This window comes from Streptomyces sp. NBC_00523, assembly GCF_036346615.1.
Classification (GTDB): domain Bacteria; phylum Actinomycetota; class Actinomycetes; order Streptomycetales; family Streptomycetaceae; genus Streptomyces.
In genome coordinates this window covers 6,090,732-6,107,348 of the sequence record NZ_CP107836.1, presented here as the reverse complement: position 1 = coordinate 6,107,348, position 16,617 = coordinate 6,090,732, and the positions used below count along the sequence as shown (strand labels likewise).

At 71.0% G+C, this 16,617-nt stretch carries 16 protein-coding genes; 7 read left to right on the top strand and 9 right to left on the bottom strand.

Going from position 1 to position 16,617, the window contains the following annotated elements; genetic code table 11:
* Positions 1-245 precede the first annotated feature (245 nt).
* The 9 genes from OHS17_RS27720 to OHS17_RS27680 form a co-directional block, all read right to left on the bottom strand.
* Positions 246-1,643, bottom strand: a complete 1,398-nt coding sequence (locus OHS17_RS27720; protein ID WP_073861498.1) for an 8-oxoguanine deaminase — start codon at positions 1,641-1,643, stop codon at positions 246-248.
* Between the two features lie 42 nt (positions 1,644-1,685).
* Positions 1,686-3,083 (bottom strand): nucleobase:cation symporter-2 family protein, encoded by a 1,398-nt coding sequence (locus OHS17_RS27715; RefSeq protein ID WP_330314327.1) that lies wholly within the window; start codon positions 3,081-3,083, stop codon positions 1,686-1,688.
* 67 nt (positions 3,084-3,150) lie between these two features.
* Positions 3,151-4,074, bottom strand: coding sequence for a factor-independent urate hydroxylase (gene pucL / locus OHS17_RS27710; RefSeq protein ID WP_073861496.1), 924 nt, complete (start codon positions 4,072-4,074; stop codon positions 3,151-3,153).
* A 7-nt stretch (positions 4,075-4,081) separates the two neighbouring features.
* Positions 4,082-4,474: a hydroxyisourate hydrolase gene (uraH, locus tag OHS17_RS27705; protein WP_330314326.1), complete on the bottom strand. Its 393-nt coding sequence runs from the start codon at positions 4,472-4,474 to the stop codon at positions 4,082-4,084.
* A 17-nt stretch (positions 4,475-4,491) separates the two neighbouring features.
* On the bottom strand, positions 4,492-5,001 hold the full coding sequence (uraD, locus tag OHS17_RS27700; RefSeq protein ID WP_018100515.1) for a 2-oxo-4-hydroxy-4-carboxy-5-ureidoimidazoline decarboxylase: 510 nt from the start codon (positions 4,999-5,001) through the stop codon (positions 4,492-4,494).
* 177 nt (positions 5,002-5,178) lie between these two features.
* Positions 5,179-5,556 carry a helix-turn-helix domain-containing protein gene (locus OHS17_RS27695; protein ID WP_018100516.1) on the bottom strand — a complete coding sequence of 126 codons (378 nt, stop codon included), beginning with the start codon at positions 5,554-5,556 and terminating at the stop codon, positions 5,179-5,181.
* Positions 5,553-5,804, bottom strand: coding sequence for a hypothetical protein (locus tag OHS17_RS27690; RefSeq protein ID WP_073861495.1), 252 nt, complete (start codon positions 5,802-5,804; stop codon positions 5,553-5,555). Before OHS17_RS27690 ends, OHS17_RS27695 begins: the two co-directional genes overlap by 4 nt.
* Before the next feature lie 39 nt (positions 5,805-5,843).
* Positions 5,844-7,019 carry a lactonase family protein gene (locus OHS17_RS27685; protein ID WP_330314325.1) on the bottom strand — a complete coding sequence of 392 codons (1,176 nt, stop codon included), beginning with the start codon at positions 7,017-7,019 and terminating at the stop codon, positions 5,844-5,846.
* Positions 7,020-7,189: 170 nt separating this feature from the next.
* Positions 7,190-8,029, bottom strand: coding sequence for a GntR family transcriptional regulator (locus tag OHS17_RS27680; protein ID WP_018100519.1), 840 nt, complete (start codon positions 8,027-8,029; stop codon positions 7,190-7,192).
* 227 nt (positions 8,030-8,256) lie between these two features.
* Here OHS17_RS27680 and OHS17_RS27675 point away from each other — a divergent pair, with 227 nt between their 5' ends.
* The 7 genes from OHS17_RS27675 (at position 8,257) to OHS17_RS27645 (ending at position 16,511) form a co-directional block, all read left to right on the top strand.
* Positions 8,257-9,525: an extracellular solute-binding protein gene (locus tag OHS17_RS27675; RefSeq protein WP_330314324.1), complete on the top strand. Its 1,269-nt coding sequence runs from the start codon at positions 8,257-8,259 to the stop codon at positions 9,523-9,525.
* A gap of 44 nt (positions 9,526-9,569) precedes the next feature.
* Entirely contained in the window at positions 9,570-10,556 is a 987-nt protein-coding gene (locus OHS17_RS27670; protein WP_330314323.1) for a carbohydrate ABC transporter permease, read from the top strand.
* Positions 10,553-11,395 carry a carbohydrate ABC transporter permease gene (locus OHS17_RS27665; RefSeq protein ID WP_330314322.1) on the top strand — a complete coding sequence of 281 codons (843 nt, stop codon included), beginning with the start codon at positions 10,553-10,555 and terminating at the stop codon, positions 11,393-11,395. Before OHS17_RS27670 ends, OHS17_RS27665 begins: the two co-directional genes overlap by 4 nt.
* Before the next feature lie 60 nt (positions 11,396-11,455).
* Positions 11,456-13,048, top strand: coding sequence for a beta-N-acetylhexosaminidase (locus OHS17_RS27660; protein ID WP_330314321.1), 1,593 nt, complete (start codon positions 11,456-11,458; stop codon positions 13,046-13,048).
* A 40-nt stretch (positions 13,049-13,088) separates the two neighbouring features.
* Positions 13,089-14,531: a cellulose binding domain-containing protein gene (locus tag OHS17_RS27655; RefSeq protein ID WP_330314320.1), complete on the top strand. Its 1,443-nt coding sequence runs from the start codon at positions 13,089-13,091 to the stop codon at positions 14,529-14,531.
* A 200-nt stretch (positions 14,532-14,731) separates the two neighbouring features.
* The gene (locus OHS17_RS27650) at positions 14,732-15,571 is read left to right on the top strand and encodes a TIM barrel protein (protein WP_330314319.1); all 840 of its coding nucleotides are present in this window, start codon (positions 14,732-14,734) and stop codon (positions 15,569-15,571) included.
* 40 nt (positions 15,572-15,611) lie between these two features.
* Positions 15,612-16,511: a 2-hydroxy-3-oxopropionate reductase gene (locus OHS17_RS27645; RefSeq protein ID WP_330314318.1), complete on the top strand. Its 900-nt coding sequence runs from the start codon at positions 15,612-15,614 to the stop codon at positions 16,509-16,511.
* Positions 16,512-16,617 lie beyond the last annotated feature (106 nt).

Sequence of the window (16,617 nt, the reverse complement as noted above, 5' to 3'; positions counted from 1 at the left end):
GGCGGTGACGTGGGGTTCAGGGAGGTGGTGCCGGAGCCGGTCCGCCGGACCGGGCCCCGTGTGCTGCGGTGGTGCGGTGAGGCAGGTCGAACGGCTGGTGCGGCAGCCGGGGTCGCCGGTGCGGGAGGCGCGTGCGCGTGGGCGGCGCGCCTCCCGCACCGGTTGCCGCGGACCCCGCTCGGGTCCGCGGCGGCCGGGACGAGGGCCGTCCCCCTCGTCCGGCCGTTTCGGGGCCGCCGGGCCCGTCAGGCTCCGGCGGCGATCTGCGCGAGGCGGCGGGCCTCGTCGCGGGTGGCGCGGGCGATGGCCTCCTCGTCGGCGGTGACCAGGCGGCCGGACTCCACGACCGGCTTGCCGTCGACCAGCGACAGGGTGACCGGGGCGGCGGCGCCGAAGACGAGCGCGGTGACCGGGTCGGCGATGGAGGCGTGGGCGAGGGTGTCCAGCTTCCAGAGGACCAGGTCGGCGAGCTTGCCGGCCTCCAGCGAGCCGGTCTGCGCGGCGCGGCCGAGGACCTGGGCGCCGCCGTAGGTGCCGAGGCGCAGCGCCTGACGGGCGTTCAGGGCGCGCTCGCGGTGCGGGCCGAGGCGGTTGATGAGGAGGGCGTTGCGCAGTTCGGTGTGGAGCTCGCCGGACTCGTTGGACGCGGTGCCGTCGACGCCGAGGCCGACCGGGACGCCCGCGGCGAGCATGTCCGGGACGCGGGCGATGCCTGCGGCGAGGCGGGCGTTGGAGGACGGGCAGTGGGCGACGCCGGTGCCGGTGCGGGCGAAGGCGGCGATGTCGGAGTCGTTCATGTGGACGCAGTGCGCCATCCACACGTCCTCGCCGAGCCAGCCGGTGGACTCGAAGTAGTCGGTGGGGCCCATGCCGAACAGCTCGTGGCAGAACTTCTCCTCCTCCACGGTCTCCGAGCCGTGGGTGTGCAGCCGCACGCCCTTGCGCCGGGCCAGTTCGGCTCCCTGGCGCATGAGTTCGGTGGATACGGAGAACGGCGAGCAGGGCGCGACGGCGACCTGGGTCATCGCGTCGAAGGAGGCGTCGTGGTGGGCGTCGACGGTCGCCTCGGTGGCGGCGAGCGCGCCCTCCAGGGTCTCCACGGCGAAGTCCGGGGGCAGCCCGCCGTCCTTCTCGCTGCGGTCCATGGAGCCCCGGGCGAGGGTGAAGCGTACGCCCATGTCGCGGGCGGCCCCGATGATGGCGCCGGACAGGTCGCCGGAGCCCTTCGGGAAGACGTAGTGGTGGTCCATCGCGGTGGTGACGCCGCCGAGCGCCATCATGGCGAGCGAGCCCTGCGCGGCGGCGCGGGCCATCGGCTCGTCGATGCGCGCCCACGTCGGGTACAGCGCGACCAGCCAGTTGAAGAGGTTGTGGTCCGTGGCGAGGCCCCGGGTGATCCACTGGTAGAAGTGGTGGTGCGTGTTGATCAGGCCGGGGGTGGCCAGGTGGCCGGTTCCGTCGATCCGGCGTACGACGTTCTCCAGGCCCTCGGGTGCCCGGCCGGCGCCGACGGACTCGATGCGGTTCCCGGCGACGACGACATAGCCCGAGGCGTACTCGGTGTCGGCGGCGTCGACGGTCGCGATCGAGCAGTTCTCGATGACGATGCGCTCCACCCGGTCGGGGGCTGCCGGTGCTGCCATGGTGCTTCCTTCTCTCATGCGGGATGTGGGCACGGCAGGACCCTAGGAGGATTTGAGTGCCACGGCGGTGCGGCCGTGGGTGCCGAGATGGTGGAAGAACAGGTTGAGCAGGACCGCGACGAGCGCTCCCGCACTGATTCCGGAGCCCAGGACGGTCTGGGCCCAGGACGGGAAGTCGGCGTAGAACCCGGGCGCGGCGAGCGGGACGATGCCCGCGCCGAGGGCCACGGCGACCAGGATGATGTTGGAGCTGTCGTCCAGGCCGGCCTCGGAGAGCGTACGGATGCCGCTGACGGCGATCGAGCCGAAGAGGACGATGCCGGCGCCGCCGAGCACGGGCATCGGGACGAGCGAGACGACCGCGCCGAGCACCGGGAAGAGCCCGAGGACCAGCAGGGCGGCTCCGGCCGCGGCGACGACGTAGCGGCTGCGGACCTTGGTCAGCGAGACGACGCCCACGTTCTGGGCGAAGGCGCTGGTGGGGAAGCCGCCGAAGACGGGGCCGATGAGCGTGGCGAGGCCGTCGGTGCGCAGTCCGCGGGTGAGGGTGCGTCCGTCGGTGCGGCGGTCGCAGATCTCACCGACGGCCAGCATCCCGGCGGAGGACTCCGTCATCAGGACGAGCATCACGATGCACAGCGAGAGGATCGCGGCCGGCTGGAACTCCGGCGCACCGAAGGCGAACGGCGTCGGCACGGCCGCGAGCGGGGCGTCGCGCAGCGCGGAGAAGTCGGCGAGACCGAACGGCACGGCGGCCAGGGTGCCGACCAACAGGCCCATCAGCAGCGCGACTTGGCGCAGGAATCCCCGGCCGAAGCGCTGGATGAGCAGGATCACGACGAGGGTGAACGCGGCGAGCGCGAGGTACTTCATGTCGCCGAAGTCGGTCGCGTTCTTGTCGCCGCCCTGCGCCCAGGAGACCGGTACGGGCATCAGCGTGACCCCGATGAGGGTGATCACGACACCGGTGACCAGGGGCGGGAAGAAGCGCAGGAGTCTGCCGAAGAACGGCCCGACGGCCAGGCAGAACACTCCGGCGACGAGCACCGCGCCGTAGATCGCGGGGAGTTGGTGCCCGGGTGCGCTGGTCTCGGCGATGGCGAGCATCGGGGCGATCCCGGCGGAGGAGGCGGCGTTGACGAACGGCAGCCGGTTGCCGGCGAGGCCGCCGATGCCGAGGGTCTGGAGCAGGGTGGCGCAGCCGGCGATGAGGAGACTCGCCGCGATGAGCCGGGTCATGCCCGCCGCGTCGAGGCCGACGGCCTGACCGATGATCAGCGGAGGGGTGACGACGCCGGCGTACATGGCGGCGATGTGCTGGAGCGCGGCCGGCAGGAGCCGCGCGGGGGTGAGTTTCTCGTCCACCGGATGCACCGCACGCTCCGGCGGGGTGGAACAGGGGCCTTCTGCTTCCGCGGGCCCGGATGCTGGCTGTGCCATGAGGGTTCCCTCCGGCCCGGCCGGTGCCCGGCCGTGAGGAACGGGCGGGCACCGGCGCGGCGCCGCGTCAGAGGTTGGTCATGTCGACCGGGATCTGCGGCTCGACGCCGTCCCGGAGCACGGTGCCCTCGATGAGCCCGTACGGACGGTCGGCCGCGAAGTACACCTCGTTGTCGTTCTTGAGGCCGAACGGCTCCAAGTCCACAAGGAAGTGGTGGTTGTTCGGCAGCGAGAAGCGGATCTCATCGACCTCGCTGCGGTTGTTGATGATGCGCGAACCCATCTGGTACAGGGTCTGCTGGAGCGAGAGCGAGTAGGTCTCGGCGAAGGCGTGCAGCATGTGCTTGCGCGCCTGCTCGTAGGACTTCTCCCAGTTCGGCATGCGCTGCTCGTCGCTGGTCCAGTTGTAGCGCCAGCGGGCGGAGACGTCGGTCGCGAGGATGCGGTCGTACGCTTCCTTGAGCGTCGTGTACTTGTCCTTGACGTAGCCCCAGAACTCGGAGTTGGTCGAGTTCATCACGGTCAGGTCCTTGAGCCCGGAGATGACCTGCCACTTCTCACCGTCGAAGGTGATCTGGGCGGTGCGGATCTCCTGGTTCTTGCGGACGAAGGAGTGCTTGACCTCGTCGGACCCGATGAAGCGGGAGTTCGCGTCGGAGGTGGCGATGCGCTCCCAGGCGTACTCCTCGATGCGGATGCGCGCCGTCTTGATCGGCTCCTGCGAGGTCACGAAGTGACGGGCGAGGTGGATGCCGAACTGCTCGGCGGACTCGATCCCGTGCTCCTTGGCGAACGCGAACACCGTGTTCTTGGTGGTGTCCGTGGGCAGAACGTGCGCGTTGGAGCCGGAGTAGTGGACGTCGTCCATCTCGCCGGAGAGCGCGACCGAGACGTTCAGGTCCTTGATGTGGTGGGTGTCGCCGTCCCGCGTGATCTTGACGACGCGGTTCTCTGCTTTGCCGTACTGGTTCTGGCCGAGAATCGTGGGCATGTGTCTGCTAGCTCCCTCGGTATACGGAGTAGCCGAACGGGTTGAGCAGCAGCGGTACGTGGTAGTGCTCGCCCGGGGTGACGGCGAAAGTGATCGCCACCTCGGGGAAGAACGCGCCGCTGTCCCTTACGCGGGGGGCGTCCTGCTGCGCCTCGGCTTGCTTCTTGGCTGTGAAGTACGGCTCGGTCTCGAAGTCGAGCCGTACGTGGGTGGTGCCCTCCGGCAGGGCCGGCAGGTCTTTGCAGCGCCCGTCCGCATCGGTCGCGGAGCCCCCGAGCGTCACCCACTCGGCACCGGCGCCCTGGCGGGCGGCGAGCGAGACGGCGACATCGGCGGCGGGGCGGCCGATGCTGGTGTCCAGGATGTGGGTGGACACCGATGCGGTGGCGAAGGTGCTCAAGACCTTCTCTCCTTCTGTTACGCGTCTTCCGTGACGAGGCGGGTGAGGCGGATGCGGTTGATCTTGCCCAGTTCGGTGCGCACGATCCCCCGCTCCTGCTCGGGCGAGTTCCCGATGCGGGACTTCACCGCGTCGCGCATCTGCTCACCGGTGGCGCCGGTGGCGCAGATCAGGAAGACATGTCCGAACCGCTCCTGGTAGGCCAGGTTGAGTTCGAGCATCTCGGCCTTGAGCTCCTCGGAGGCCCCGGCCATGCCCCGCTGTTCGCGGGAGGAGGTCGGGTCCCCGGGCTTCGGGCGGCCGATCGGCGGGTGACCGGCCATGGCCTCGGCCAGGTCCTCCGCGCCGAGTGCCGCCGTGGCGGTGTCGCTCGCGGAGAGCAGGGCTTCGGTGGTGGCGTACGGGCGGTGGGCGAGGATCGCTCGTCCCCATGCCGCACTGGCACACACCTCGTGCAGTGCGGCGGCCGCCTCGGCGTCCGCCTGGGTGTTGAACCGGGCGAGGCCCGGCGTGGAGCTCGAAGTCACGGGAGCCTCCGTGGCTGTTCTTCGCTGTGCGTTGGTCGGGCTGCGGATAGCTAACGCCTTCCGCAACACGACGTCAACAGTTTGTTGAAATTCCGTATACAGAAAAAGCCGCCGCCCGGTGACCTGGGCGGCGGCTTGATCGATCATGCGTCGGCAGCCGGTACGTGCGTGGTCCAACTACCCGCTCTTGGCCCCGTTCTCGCGGTTTAGGTAGTTGTAAACAGTGAACCGGGAGACGCCCAACGCCCCCGCCACGGTCTCGACCCCATGGCGTACGGAGAAGGCACCGCGTGCCTCCAGGAGCCGGACCGCCTCCTGTTTGGCCTTGCGGTCCAGCTCGGCCAGCGGCATGCCGTGCCGGCGCTCCATCGCGGCGAGGATGTGGTCCAGCGACTCCGAGAGCTGGGGCAGCCGGACCGCCACGACGTCCTCGCCCTCCCAGGCCAGCACCACATCGTCGGGGTGCGCCTCACCGGGGCCGACGAGCTCGGCCCCCATGGCGTCCACGAGCGGCTTCACGGCGCTGACGAGAGGGTGGTCCACCGGTCCGGTCACTTCGGGTCCTCCCCGATGACGTTGACCTGGAGCGAGACCCGGGTGGCACCCGATGCCAGCGCCTGCCGCAGCAGGCTGTCCACGGCGGTGAGCACCTGGTCGGCACCGCCCTCCGCGGTGTTGCCGAACGGGCCGACGTCGACGGCGTCCAGCCCTGCCCCCTGGATGACCTCGCGCGCCACGACCGCGTGCGCGGGCGCCTCGTCCAGATCGAAGGGCTCGGTGGTGAACTCCACTCTCAAGCGCATGGTGCCTCCCTGATACGGCTCGGGCTCGACCCTAGCGCCCTACACCGGCAGCACGCAGACGGCCGCCGGGGCCGCGTAGGGCGTCCCGACCGAGGTCAGGGAGCCGGATGCGGCGTCCACCCGGAAGGCGGTGACCGTGCCGGACTTCTGGTTGGCGGCGAAGAGCAGGGTGCCGTCCGGCGAGAACGCGGTGTGCCGGGGGAAGTCGCCGCCGACGGGCACGGTGTCGAGCAGGTTCAGCGCGGCTCCGCCGTCCTCGATGGCGTACCGGGTGATGCTGTTGTGCCCCCGGTTCGCGAGGTAGGCGAACCGGCCGTCGCCGGTGACCAGGAACTGCGCGGGGTAGCTGGTGCCGGACCCCGTGCCGGTGGACTGCGGGCCGCCCGGGGTGAGCGTGCCCGTGGCGGGGTCGTAACCGCAGACCACCGCCGTGTTGTCGAGCTCGCAGGCCAGGTAGGCGTGGCGCCCGTCGGGGTGGAAGGTGAGGTGGCGGGGGCCGGCACCCGGCCGCAGCGCGGCGTACGAGACCTGTTCCAGGATGCCGCTCGTCTCGTCAAGCCGGTACGTGTACACCGTGTCGTTCCCGAGGTCGACGGCGAGCACGTGGCCGCCGTCGGGCGAGGTGATGATCTGGTGCGCGTGCGGGCCGTCCTGCCCGGGTCCGGGGGCGGGCGAGCTGTGGGCGACCAGGTCGGTGCGCTCCCCCACGGATCCGTCCTCGGCGAGCGGGTGCACGGCGACGCTGCCCGAGGTGTAGTTGGCGCTGAGCAGCCACCGCCCGCCCGGATGGACCGAGAGGTGACAGGGTCCGGCACCGCCGGTCGACCGGGTGCCGAGGACGCTGAAGGTGCCGTCGTCGGCGAGGGCGACCGCGGTGACGCCGCCGTTCTGCTGCTCGTCCACCGCGTAGAGCGTGGCGCCCGTGGGGTGGAGGGCGAGGTACGAGGGGTTCTCGACCCCCGTGACGACGGTGCGGGCGGTGATGCCCGCCGTCTCGGGGTCGTACGCGGCGACGCCGACGCCGGTGCCGCCCGGGCTGGTCGAGGTGTAGGTGCCGAGGTAGAGGGTGCGGGTGCTCAGGGCCGCGGGGTGGGCGGGGTGCGGCGGGTGGTGGGGGTGCCGGGGCGCGGAGCGCGGGAGGCTGGGGGCGGCGGCGAGGGCGCCGCCCGCCAGGAGGGCTCCGAGCAGGGTGCGGCGGCTGGTGGGGGACGTCATGCGAGGCACCTCGTGGGGTCGGTTGCGTCGGATGTGGCAGCCACAGTGGCCCTACCCGGCGCCCACCGCAAGAGGTGCACCGGCCATTGCGCAGGGCGCAACGCCCTGGCGCCCCGCGCGGGCGCGAGCGGGGACCGGCCCGTGGCGGACCGTCACCCGGCCCGCCCCCCTCAGTCGCCGGACTGGATGTCACCCCGCGTCGAGGACGTGATCGGCTCGCGCTGTGCGAAGTCACCCGGCGGGATGCCCGGGTGGTGCGCGCCCTCGACCGGCTCGACGGCGGCGGCCGGGCCGAGGGCCAGCCGGGACACGATGCGGTAGCGGTCGCCCCGGTAGAGCGAGTGCACGTACTCGACGGGGCGGCCCGTGGTGTCCGAGGTCAGCCGCTCGAAGAGCAGCGCCGGGGACAGCTCGGGCACGTCCAGGAGGCGGGCCTCGGCGCGGGTCACCACGGTCGGCTCGATCGCCTGGACCGCCTCGTGGACGTGCACGTCGTGGCGCTCGCGCAGGTGCTCGTACAGGTCGCCGCTCTCCAGCTCCTCGGCGGAGAGGCCGGGTACGAGTTCCGCCCGGATGTGCAGGTGCTCGATGGCCATGGGCGCGCCGTCGACCAGCCGCAGCCGGGCGACGTACACGATGTCGGCCGCCGGTGACATGCGCAGCTTCCGGCCGACCCGGGCCCCGGCCTGCACGGTGGTGAACTCCAGGAGCCGGCTCGACCAGGCCCCGGCCGCCTGCGGGACCGACAGGGCGAGGTCGGCCGAGATCAGCTCCTGGGTGATCTTCTCGGGCGCGACGAACATGCCCCGGCCGTGCTCCCGCACGAGGAGCCCCGTCGCGACCAGCTCGTCCACCGCGGCGCGCAGGGTAGGCCGGGAGACGCCGAGCGTGGCGCAGAGGGACCGCTCCGAGGGGATCGCGTCGCCGGGGCGCCGGGACTCGATCATTTCCAGGATGGCGTCACGGGCCCGCTCCCGTTTGAGCACCGTCCCCGATGCGTCGGCGTCCATGAGCTGCCCCCTTCTGGCGGGTTACGTACCTGACCACTGGACCACTGGTCAGGTGGAGTGTAGTCGCTATCCCGGGCCATCTCTCCGGGAGGCCGCCAAAATCCCTTGAATACAAGGGGCTTGACGGCTCCATTGGTCCATGCCACCTTCATCCACCAACAAGAGGTGAGCTGTCCAGCGGCCTTCACTGGTCAGGTGGTCAGGTCCTGTTCTCCCAGAGGTGAACCGTGAAGTACCGCTTGCTTGCCGGTGGGTCCGCGCTCGTGCTGGCCGCCGTCCTCAGCGCCTGTGGCTCGTCCGACGATTCCTCCGACGCGTCCGGTGACGGCCGGACCAGCATCGACGTCTGGCTGATGCGCGACAGCGTCTCGGCTCAGTTCCAGAAGGAGTTCGTCCAGGGCTTCGAGAAGGCTCACCCCGACATCCGGGCCCGGGTCCAGATCCAGGAGTGGGACGGCATCGGCGAGAAGATCACCGCCGCGCTCGCCAGCAACGACGCCCCGGACGTCATCGAGAGCGGCAACACCCAGGTCGCCCAGTTCGCGCAGAGCGGCGGGCTGCTCGACCTCAGCGACAAGGTGGACGAGCTGAACGGCAAGGACTGGCTCAAGGGCCTGGCCGAGCCGGGGGCGTACGAGGGCAAGCAGTACGGCATCCCGTACTACGCGGCCAACCGGGTGGTCATCTACCGCACCGACCTCTTCGAGAAGGCCGGCATCGACGCGAAGACCATCAAGACCCGCGACCAGTGGATCGCCGCCACCGAGAAGCTCAACAAGGGCGGCAACCAGGGCATCTACCTGCCGGGCCAGACCTGGTACGCGCTGGCCGGCTTCGTCTGGGACGAGGGCGGAGACCTCGCCACCGAGTCCGGCGAGAAATGGAAGGGCGCCCTGGACACCCCGGAGGCGCTGCGCGGCATGGAGTTCTACGGGAAGCTCCAGGCGCTCGGCAAGGGGCCCAAGGACGCCGACGAGGCCGACCCGCCGCAGGCCGATGTCATGGCGCAGGGCAAGGTCGCGCAGGTCATCTCGACCCCGGGCGGTGCCAATGTCGTCATCGAGAAGAACCCGGACCTGAAGGGGAAGCTGGGCTTCTTCCCGATCCCCGGCAAGACCGCCGACACCCCGGGTGCCGTCTTCACCGGCGGCTCCGACCTGGTGATCCCCACCGCCTCCGGCAAGCCGGAGGCCGCGCTCACCTTCATCAAGGAACTCACCGGTGACGCCTGGCAGAAGAAGCTCGCCGTCGCCATGAGCTACGTACCGAACCGGACCACCCTCGCCTCCGCGGTGGCCGCCGACCCGGGCGCCGCCGCGATGGCGGTCGGCGCGGCGAACGGCCACGCCACGCCCAACACCCCGAGCTGGGCGGCGGTTGAGGCGGAGAACCCGATCAAGGACTACATGACCGCCGTCCTGACCGGGGGTGACCCGGCGAAGGAGGCCGCCAAGGCGTCCGCCGACATCACCCGGGCCATGAACTCCGGCTCCTGATCCCCACCCGCCCATCCGTCCAGACCCCCGAGAGGAGGCGTGCCGTGTCGGTCATCCGGGAACGGACCGCACCCCCCAGTCCCAAGCGCCGGGCCGTACCCGGCACGTCCGGACCACCGCCCCGCCGGCGGCGGTCCGGGGAACCCCGCGGCATCTGGCCGTACGCCCTGATCGCACCGGCCGTCGGCGGCATGCTCTACCTGCTGGTCTATCCGCTGCTGCGGGCGGTCCTGATCTCGCTCCAGGACTTCCGGCTGCGGCAGCTGATCACGGGGGACGCGGAGTTCGTCGGGCTGCGCAACTACCGCACCCTGCTGAGTGATCCGCGGTTCTGGGAGGTGGTCCGGCGCACCTTCCTGTTCATGGCGGTCAACGTGGTCCTGATCATGGTGATCGCGACGCTGGTCGCCCTGATGACCGAGCGCCTGGGCAGGATCGCCCGGACGGTGGTGCTCAGTTCGCTGGTGCTGGCCTGGGCCATGCCGGTGATCGCGGCCACCACGGTCTTCCAGTGGCTGTTCCACTCCGAGTTCGGCATCGTCAACCATCTGCTGACCGGTGCGGGCTTCTCCTCGTTCGACCGGTATCCGTGGTTCGCGCACGGCACCGCCGCCTTCGCCATCCTGGTCCTGCTGGTCGTGTGGCAGTCGGTGCCGTTCGCGGCGATCACGATCTACTCTGCGCTGACCACGGTCCCGACCGAGCTGTACGAGTCGGCGCGGCTGGACGGGGCGAGCGGCGCCCGGATCTTCCGCTCGGTCACCCTGCCGGTGCTGCGGCCGATCTTCCTGCTGGTGTTCTCGCTGGAGGTGATCTGGACGTTCAAGGCGTTCGTCCAGATCTGGGTGATGACCCGGGGCGGCCCGGGCGACGCGACGACGATCCTGCCCGTGTACGCGGTCCAGACCGCACTCGCCGGCCAGCGTTACGACCTGGGCTCGGCCGCCTCGATGGTCACCGTGGTCCTGATGTCCGGGGTGCTCGTCCTCTACTTCCGCCAGATGCTCCGCCAGGAGGACGAGATCCGATGAGCCGTGCCCGTAGCGCCCGACTGCGGCGGCTTCCGCTGAACGCCGCCGCCACGCTGACCGTCCTGGTCTGCCTGTTCCCCGTCTACTGGATGATCTCCACCGCGTTCAAACCGTCCAAGGACATCCAGTCGTCGCACCCGCAGCTCTTCCCGCACACCTGGACGCTCGACCACTTCCGCACCGCCGTGCAGGCCGACGGCTTCGGGATGTTCTGGCGCAACAGCGTCCTGGTGACGGTGAGTTCGATCCTGCTGGCGCTGATCGTCGCGCTGGCGTCGGCGTACGCGGTGGCCAGGCTGCGCTGGAAGGGGCGGCGGCAGTTCATGCTCATGGTGTTCATCGCGCAGATGGCGCCCTGGGAATCGCTGATCATCCCGATCTACATCATCTCCCGCGACACGGACATGCTGGACCGGCTGCCCACGCTGACCCTCGTCTACTTCATGGTCACGCTGCCGTTCTCGGTGATCGTGCTGCGCGGCTTCATCGGGACGATCCCGCCGGAGCTGGAGGAGGCCGCGCAGGTGGACGGCTGCACCAGGACCGCCGCCTTCCGGAAGGTCGCCCTGCCGCTGCTGGCGCCGGGGCTGATGGCCACCTCGCTGTTCGGCTTCATCACCGCCTGGAACGAGTTCGCCTACGCCAACTTCCTGATCATCAAGCACCAGGACAGCCGCACCCTGCCGGTCTGGCTGTCCTCGTTCCAGAACACCTTCGGCACCGACTGGGGCGCCACGATGGCCGCCTCCACCTTCTTCGCACTGCCCGCGCTGGTGGTCTTCCTGCTGCTCCAGCGCCATGTCACCTCCGGCTTCGCTGCCGGCGCCGTCAAGGGTTAGGCCCTGATCCGCCGGACACGGCCCGACCGACGACCCCGCACCCCCTCCCGGAGGCCCCGTATGCCCGCGCCCCGCCCCGAACACTCCCTCGTCCCCCGGCCCCGCAAGGTCTCCGCCCGCCCCGGCCGCTTCACGCTGACCCCGGACACCGGAATCCGCGCCTACCCCGGCGCGGAGGGCGCCGCCGACCTGCTGCGCACCCTGCTCCGGCCCGGCACCGGGCTCCCCCTCGCGCCCTCCGCCACCGGCCGTATCGTGCTCGCCCTGGACCCGCAGCTGAGCGGCCTCGGCGAGGAGGGGTACGGGCTCACCATCGGCCCGGACACGGTGCTGCTGCGGGCCGCCGGGCTGTCCGGCCTGCTGTGCGGGGTCCAGACGCTGCGCCAGCTGCTGCCCGCCGAGGCGCTCGCGGCGGGGGCCCGGCGGGGCGGCGCGTGGTCGCTGCCGTGCGTGGAGATCAGCGACGTCCCGGCGCATCCGTGGCGCGGCACGATGCTCGACGTGGCCCGGCACTTCCAGCCGGTCTCCTACCTGCGTCGTTACGTGGACCTGATGGCCCTGCACAAGCTGAACACGCTGCACCTCCACCTCACCGACGACCAGGGCTGGCGGATGCCGATCGCCGCGTACCCGAGGCTGACGGGGATCGGCGGCCACCGGTCCCAGTCGATGGCCGGTCCGCCGGGCGGGCCCGTCGAGCGCTTCGACGGCGTCCCGCACTCGGGGGCGTACACCACGCGGGAGCTGCGCGACCTCGTCCGGTACGCGGAGGCGCGCGGGGTGCGGATCGTGCCGGAGATCGAGATGCCCGGCCATGTGCGCGCGGCCCTGGCCGCCCATCCGGAGCTGGGCAACGACCCGTCGCGGCGGCTGGGCGTGTGGACCAAGTGGGGTGTCTGCGAAACGGTGTTCGGGGTGCACGAGGAGGTCTTCGACTTCTGCCGGACCGTGCTCGACGAGGTCATGGACGTCTTCCCCTCGCCGTACATCCACGTCGGCGGCGACGAGTGCCCGACCACCGAGTGGGAGAACAGCCCGGCGGCCCGCGAGCGGGCCGCCGCCGAGGGGCTGCCCGACGCGCGGGCGCTGCACGGCTGGTTCATGGGCCGCATCGGGGCGCACGTCGCCGAGCGGGGCCGGATCCCGGTCGGCTGGGCGGAGACCGGCACCGAACTCCCCCCGGAATTCACGGTGATGACCTGGCGCGACCCGGCCCACGCCCGCGCCGCCGCCCGCCGCGGCCACCAGGTGGTCGCCGCCCACTACCGGGCCACCTACCTCGACTACGCGGAGTCCGACGCCCCCGGCGAACCGCTCACGCAGCCGGGCCCGCCCGTTGAGCTGCGCGCGGTGCACGGCGACCGCTCGCTGACCGACGACTGGGAGCCGGGCGACGCGTCCCGGCTGCTCGGTACGCAGGCCCAGCTGTGGACCGAGTACGCGCGCACCCCGGACCGGATCGAGTACCAGACGTATCCGAGGCTGTGCGCCCTCGCGGACCGCGCCTGGTCCGGCGGCGGCGACGGCTGGCCCGGCTTCCTCGCCCGCCTCGGCCACCACACCACCCGCCTGGACGCCCTCGGCGTCCGCTACCGCCCCCTGAATCCCCGGCCGCTCACCGCGGCATCCCCAGGAACAGCGCCAACTTCGTGAATCCCCGCTCCCCCACGACGTTCCCGGAAGGAACAGACGCATGAAGTCACACGCGAAGAGCCGGCTGCGCGCCGCCGCGGCGGCCGCGGTCACCGTGGCCCTCGGCTGTACGGCCCTGGCCGCCGTCCCGACGACGGCGAGCGCCGCCGGCGAACCGATCGCCGTGCAGTACCGCCCCGGCGCGTCCGGCGCGAGCGCCGACCAGAGCGAGCCCTGGCTGAAGGTGCGCAACACCGGCAGCGCGTCCGTGCAGCTCAGCGACGTGAAGATCCGCTACTACTTCAAGGGCGACGCGGTGGGCGAGGTCTACCGGTTCGCCTGCTCCTGGGCGGTGAAGGGCTGCGGGAACATCACGGGCACGTTCGGCACGCCGGCGCACCCGACCGCCACCGCCGACCGCTACCTGGAGATCGGCTTCACCTCCGGCGCGGGCTCCCTGGCACCGGGTGCCGACTCCGGTGACATGCAGCTGCGGTTCTACCGGTCCAACTGGCAGCCGCTGGTGCAGAGCGACGACTACTCGTTCGGCGCCGGCTCGACCTCGTACGCCGACTGGACGAAGGTGACCGCGCAGCTCGGCGGCGCCACGGTCTGGGGCACGGCCCCGGAGGGCAACGACCCGACCGATCCCACCGATCCGACCGACCCCACGGACCCGACCGACCCGGGCGAGAACGGGCCGACGCTCTTCGACGACTTCAACTACAGCAACCACAGCGACCCGAAGATCGCCGCGCACGGCTGGAGCGTCCGCTCCAACGCGGGCGGGCCCGGCGTACCGGGGGCCACCTGGGCGCCGGACAAGGTCACGTTCGCTACGCAGAGCGGCAACTCCATCATGAACCTGGAGACGTCGACGTCCGGCACCGGCGAGTCCACGAAGCAGACCGAGATCCTGACCCAGTCGATGAAGTTCCGCAACGGCACCTACGCGGCGCGGGTCAAGTTCAACGACGCGCCGAAGTCGGGGCCGGACGGCGACCACCTCGTCCAGACGTTCTTCACCATCAACGACCTCAAGGCCCCGATGGCGGACGACTACGCCGAGTACGACTTCGAGTACCTGCCCAACGGCGGCTGGGGCGAGAGCGGCAACATCCTCTACACGACCTCGTGGGAGACCTACCGGCCCGACCCGTGGGAGGCCGTCAACCAGCACACCGAGTCCCGGCAGAGCTACGCCGGCTGGCACGACCTGGTCGTGACCATCGACAACAGCGCGATCACGTACTACATCGACGGCCAGCTCTTCGGCACGCACGGCGCGGCCTATCTGCCGGAGCGCGGGATGTCGATCAACTTCAACCAGTGGCTGATCGACCTCGCCGGGCAGACGAGCACCAGCCCGCGCGCGTACGACCAGCAGGTGGACTACGTGCTGCACGTGAAGGACAAGGTCCTCACGCCTTCGCAGGTGAACGCGAAGGTGGCCGCGTACCGCACGGCGGGGACGACGTTCCAGGACACGGTTCCGGCCGGGTGATCCGGTAGCGGGACGTACGGGCGGGGCGGAGGCCGACGGGCCTCCGCCCCGCTCTTTCGTATGCCCTCCGAGAGGCGCGCGCGACCTCCCTGACCGGCACGAATTTCCGGGCACCCCCTTGACAGCGCCGCCACCCTCCGGGCAATCTTCCATTAAGCAGAAACAAACTTCCGCAATACGGAAGGAGCGCCGAAACCCTCATGGGCTACCCGGACCAGCGCTTCGATGTGAACCTCTCGATCCTCTTCACGGAACTCCCGCTCCTGGAGCGACCCGCGGCAGCCGCCGCGGCCGGCTTCACGGCGGTCGAGCTGTGGTGGCCCTGGATCGAGACCCCCACCCCCGAGCAGGCCGAGCTCGACGCCCTCAAGCAGGCGCTCGACGACGCCGGCACCCAGTTGGTGGGCCTGAACTTCTACGCCGGACAGCTCCCCGGCCCCGACCGCGGCGCGCTCTCCGTGCCCGGCACGGAGTCGGAGCGCTTCCGGGCCAATATCGAGGTGGCGGCCGACTTCGCCGCCTCGGTCGGCTGCAAGGCGCTCAACGCGCTCTACGGCAACCGGGTCGACGGCGTCGACCCCGCCGCTCAGGACGAACTCGCCCTGGAGAACCTGGTCCTGGCGGCCCGCGCCGCCGACCGGATCGGCGCGGTGCTGCTGATCGAGACCCTGAACGCGCCGGAGTCGCCGCGCTATCCGCTGGTGAGCGCACCGGCCGGGATCGAGGTCGTGGACCGGGTCAACGCCGCCACCGGCCTCGGCAACGCGAAGTTCCTGCTGGACCTGTACCACCTGTCGATGAACGGCGAGGACCTCAGCCAGGTCATCACCGCGTACGCCGACAGGACGGGCCACGTCCAGATCGCCGACAACCCGGGCCGCGGCGCGCCCGGCACCGGCTCGCTCCCCCTGGAGCAGCTCCTGGACGAGCTGACGAAGGCCGGTTACGAGGGCTGGGTCGGGCTGGAGTACAAGCCCGACGACCGCCCGAGCGCCGACTCCTTCGACTGGCTCCCGGCCGCGGCGCGGCCCGCCCGCTAGGGCCCGGAGCCCCTGTACACGCTGATCGGAAGGCACCCTCATGAGCAACAACCTCCCCAAGGTTGCGTGGATCGGTCTCGGCATCATGGGTTCGCCCATGTCGGAGAACCTGATCAAGGCCGGTTACGACGTCACCGGTTACACCCTGGAGCAGGACAAGGTCGACCGCCTGGCCGCGGCCGGCGGCACCGGGGCTTCCTCGATCGCCGAGGCGGTCGAGGACGCGGACGTGGTCATCACGATGGTGCCCGCGTCCCCGCAGGTCGAGGCCATCGCGTACGGCCCCGACGGCATCCTGGAGAACGCGAAGCGCGGGGCGCTGCTGATCGACATGTCCTCGATCACCCCGCAGACCTCCGTGGACCTCGCGAAGAACGCCGCCGAGAAGGGCATCCGGGTCCTGGACGCCCCCGTCTCCGGCGGCGAGGCCGGCGCGATCGAGGCCGTCCTCTCCATCATGGTGGGCGGCGAGCAGGCCGACTTCGACACCGCGAAGCCGCTGCTCGAAGCGCTCGGCAAGACCATCGTGCTCTGCGGCCCGCACGGCTCCGGCCAGACGGTGAAGGCCGCGAATCAGCTGATCGTCGCGGTGAACATCCAGGCGTGCGCCGAGGCCGTGGTCTTCCTGGAGAAGTCCGGCGTGGACCTGGCGGCCGCGCTGGACGTGCTGAACGGCGGCCTGGCCGGTTCGACCGTGCTGACCCGCAAGAAGGACAACTTCCTGAACCGGGACTTCGCGCCCGGCTTCCGGATCGACCTGCACCACAAGGACATGGGCATCGTCACGGACGCCGCCCGCAACGTCGGTGCCGCGCTGCCGGTCGGCGGTGTGGTCGCCCAGCTCGTCGCCTCGCTGCGCGCGCAGGGTGACGGCGGCCTGGACCACTCGGCGCTGCTGCGCTCGGTCGAACGCCTGTCGGGCCGGCCCGTCCAGGACTGACCCCGCCCGCTCGCCCTACCTCCCCAGACTTCCGGACGGTGCCGTCGCTGACACCTGTCCTGTCGCGCCCAGGCGCCGGCACCGTCCGGAACACCCTCCCACCACG

Excerpts from the sequence above, each read along its gene's own strand:
- OHS17_RS27645 (WP_330314318.1), top strand. The coding sequence starts at position 15,612 with ATGAGCAACAACCTCCCCAAGGTTGCGTGGATCGGTCTCGGCATCATG.
- OHS17_RS27650 (WP_330314319.1), top strand. The coding sequence starts at position 14,732 with ATGGGCTACCCGGACCAGCGCTTCGATGTGAACCTCTCGATCCTCTTC.
- OHS17_RS27660 (WP_330314321.1), top strand. The coding sequence starts at position 11,456 with ATGCCCGCGCCCCGCCCCGAACACTCCCTCGTCCCCCGGCCCCGCAAG.
- OHS17_RS27655 (WP_330314320.1), top strand. The coding sequence starts at position 13,089 with ATGAAGTCACACGCGAAGAGCCGGCTGCGCGCCGCCGCGGCGGCCGCG.
- OHS17_RS27715 (WP_330314327.1), bottom strand. The coding sequence starts at position 3,083 with ATGGCACAGCCAGCATCCGGGCCCGCGGAAGCAGAAGGCCCCTGTTCC.
- OHS17_RS27685 (WP_330314325.1), bottom strand. The coding sequence starts at position 7,019 with ATGACGTCCCCCACCAGCCGCCGCACCCTGCTCGGAGCCCTCCTGGCG.
- pucL (WP_073861496.1), bottom strand. The coding sequence starts at position 4,074 with ATGCCCACGATTCTCGGCCAGAACCAGTACGGCAAAGCAGAGAACCGC.
- OHS17_RS27720 (WP_073861498.1), bottom strand. The coding sequence starts at position 1,643 with ATGGCAGCACCGGCAGCCCCCGACCGGGTGGAGCGCATCGTCATCGAG.
- OHS17_RS27680 (WP_018100519.1), bottom strand. The coding sequence starts at position 8,029 with ATGGACGCCGACGCATCGGGGACGGTGCTCAAACGGGAGCGGGCCCGT.
- OHS17_RS27690 (WP_073861495.1), bottom strand. The coding sequence starts at position 5,804 with ATGCGCTTGAGAGTGGAGTTCACCACCGAGCCCTTCGATCTGGACGAG.
- OHS17_RS27665 (WP_330314322.1), top strand. The coding sequence starts at position 10,553 with ATGAGCCGTGCCCGTAGCGCCCGACTGCGGCGGCTTCCGCTGAACGCC.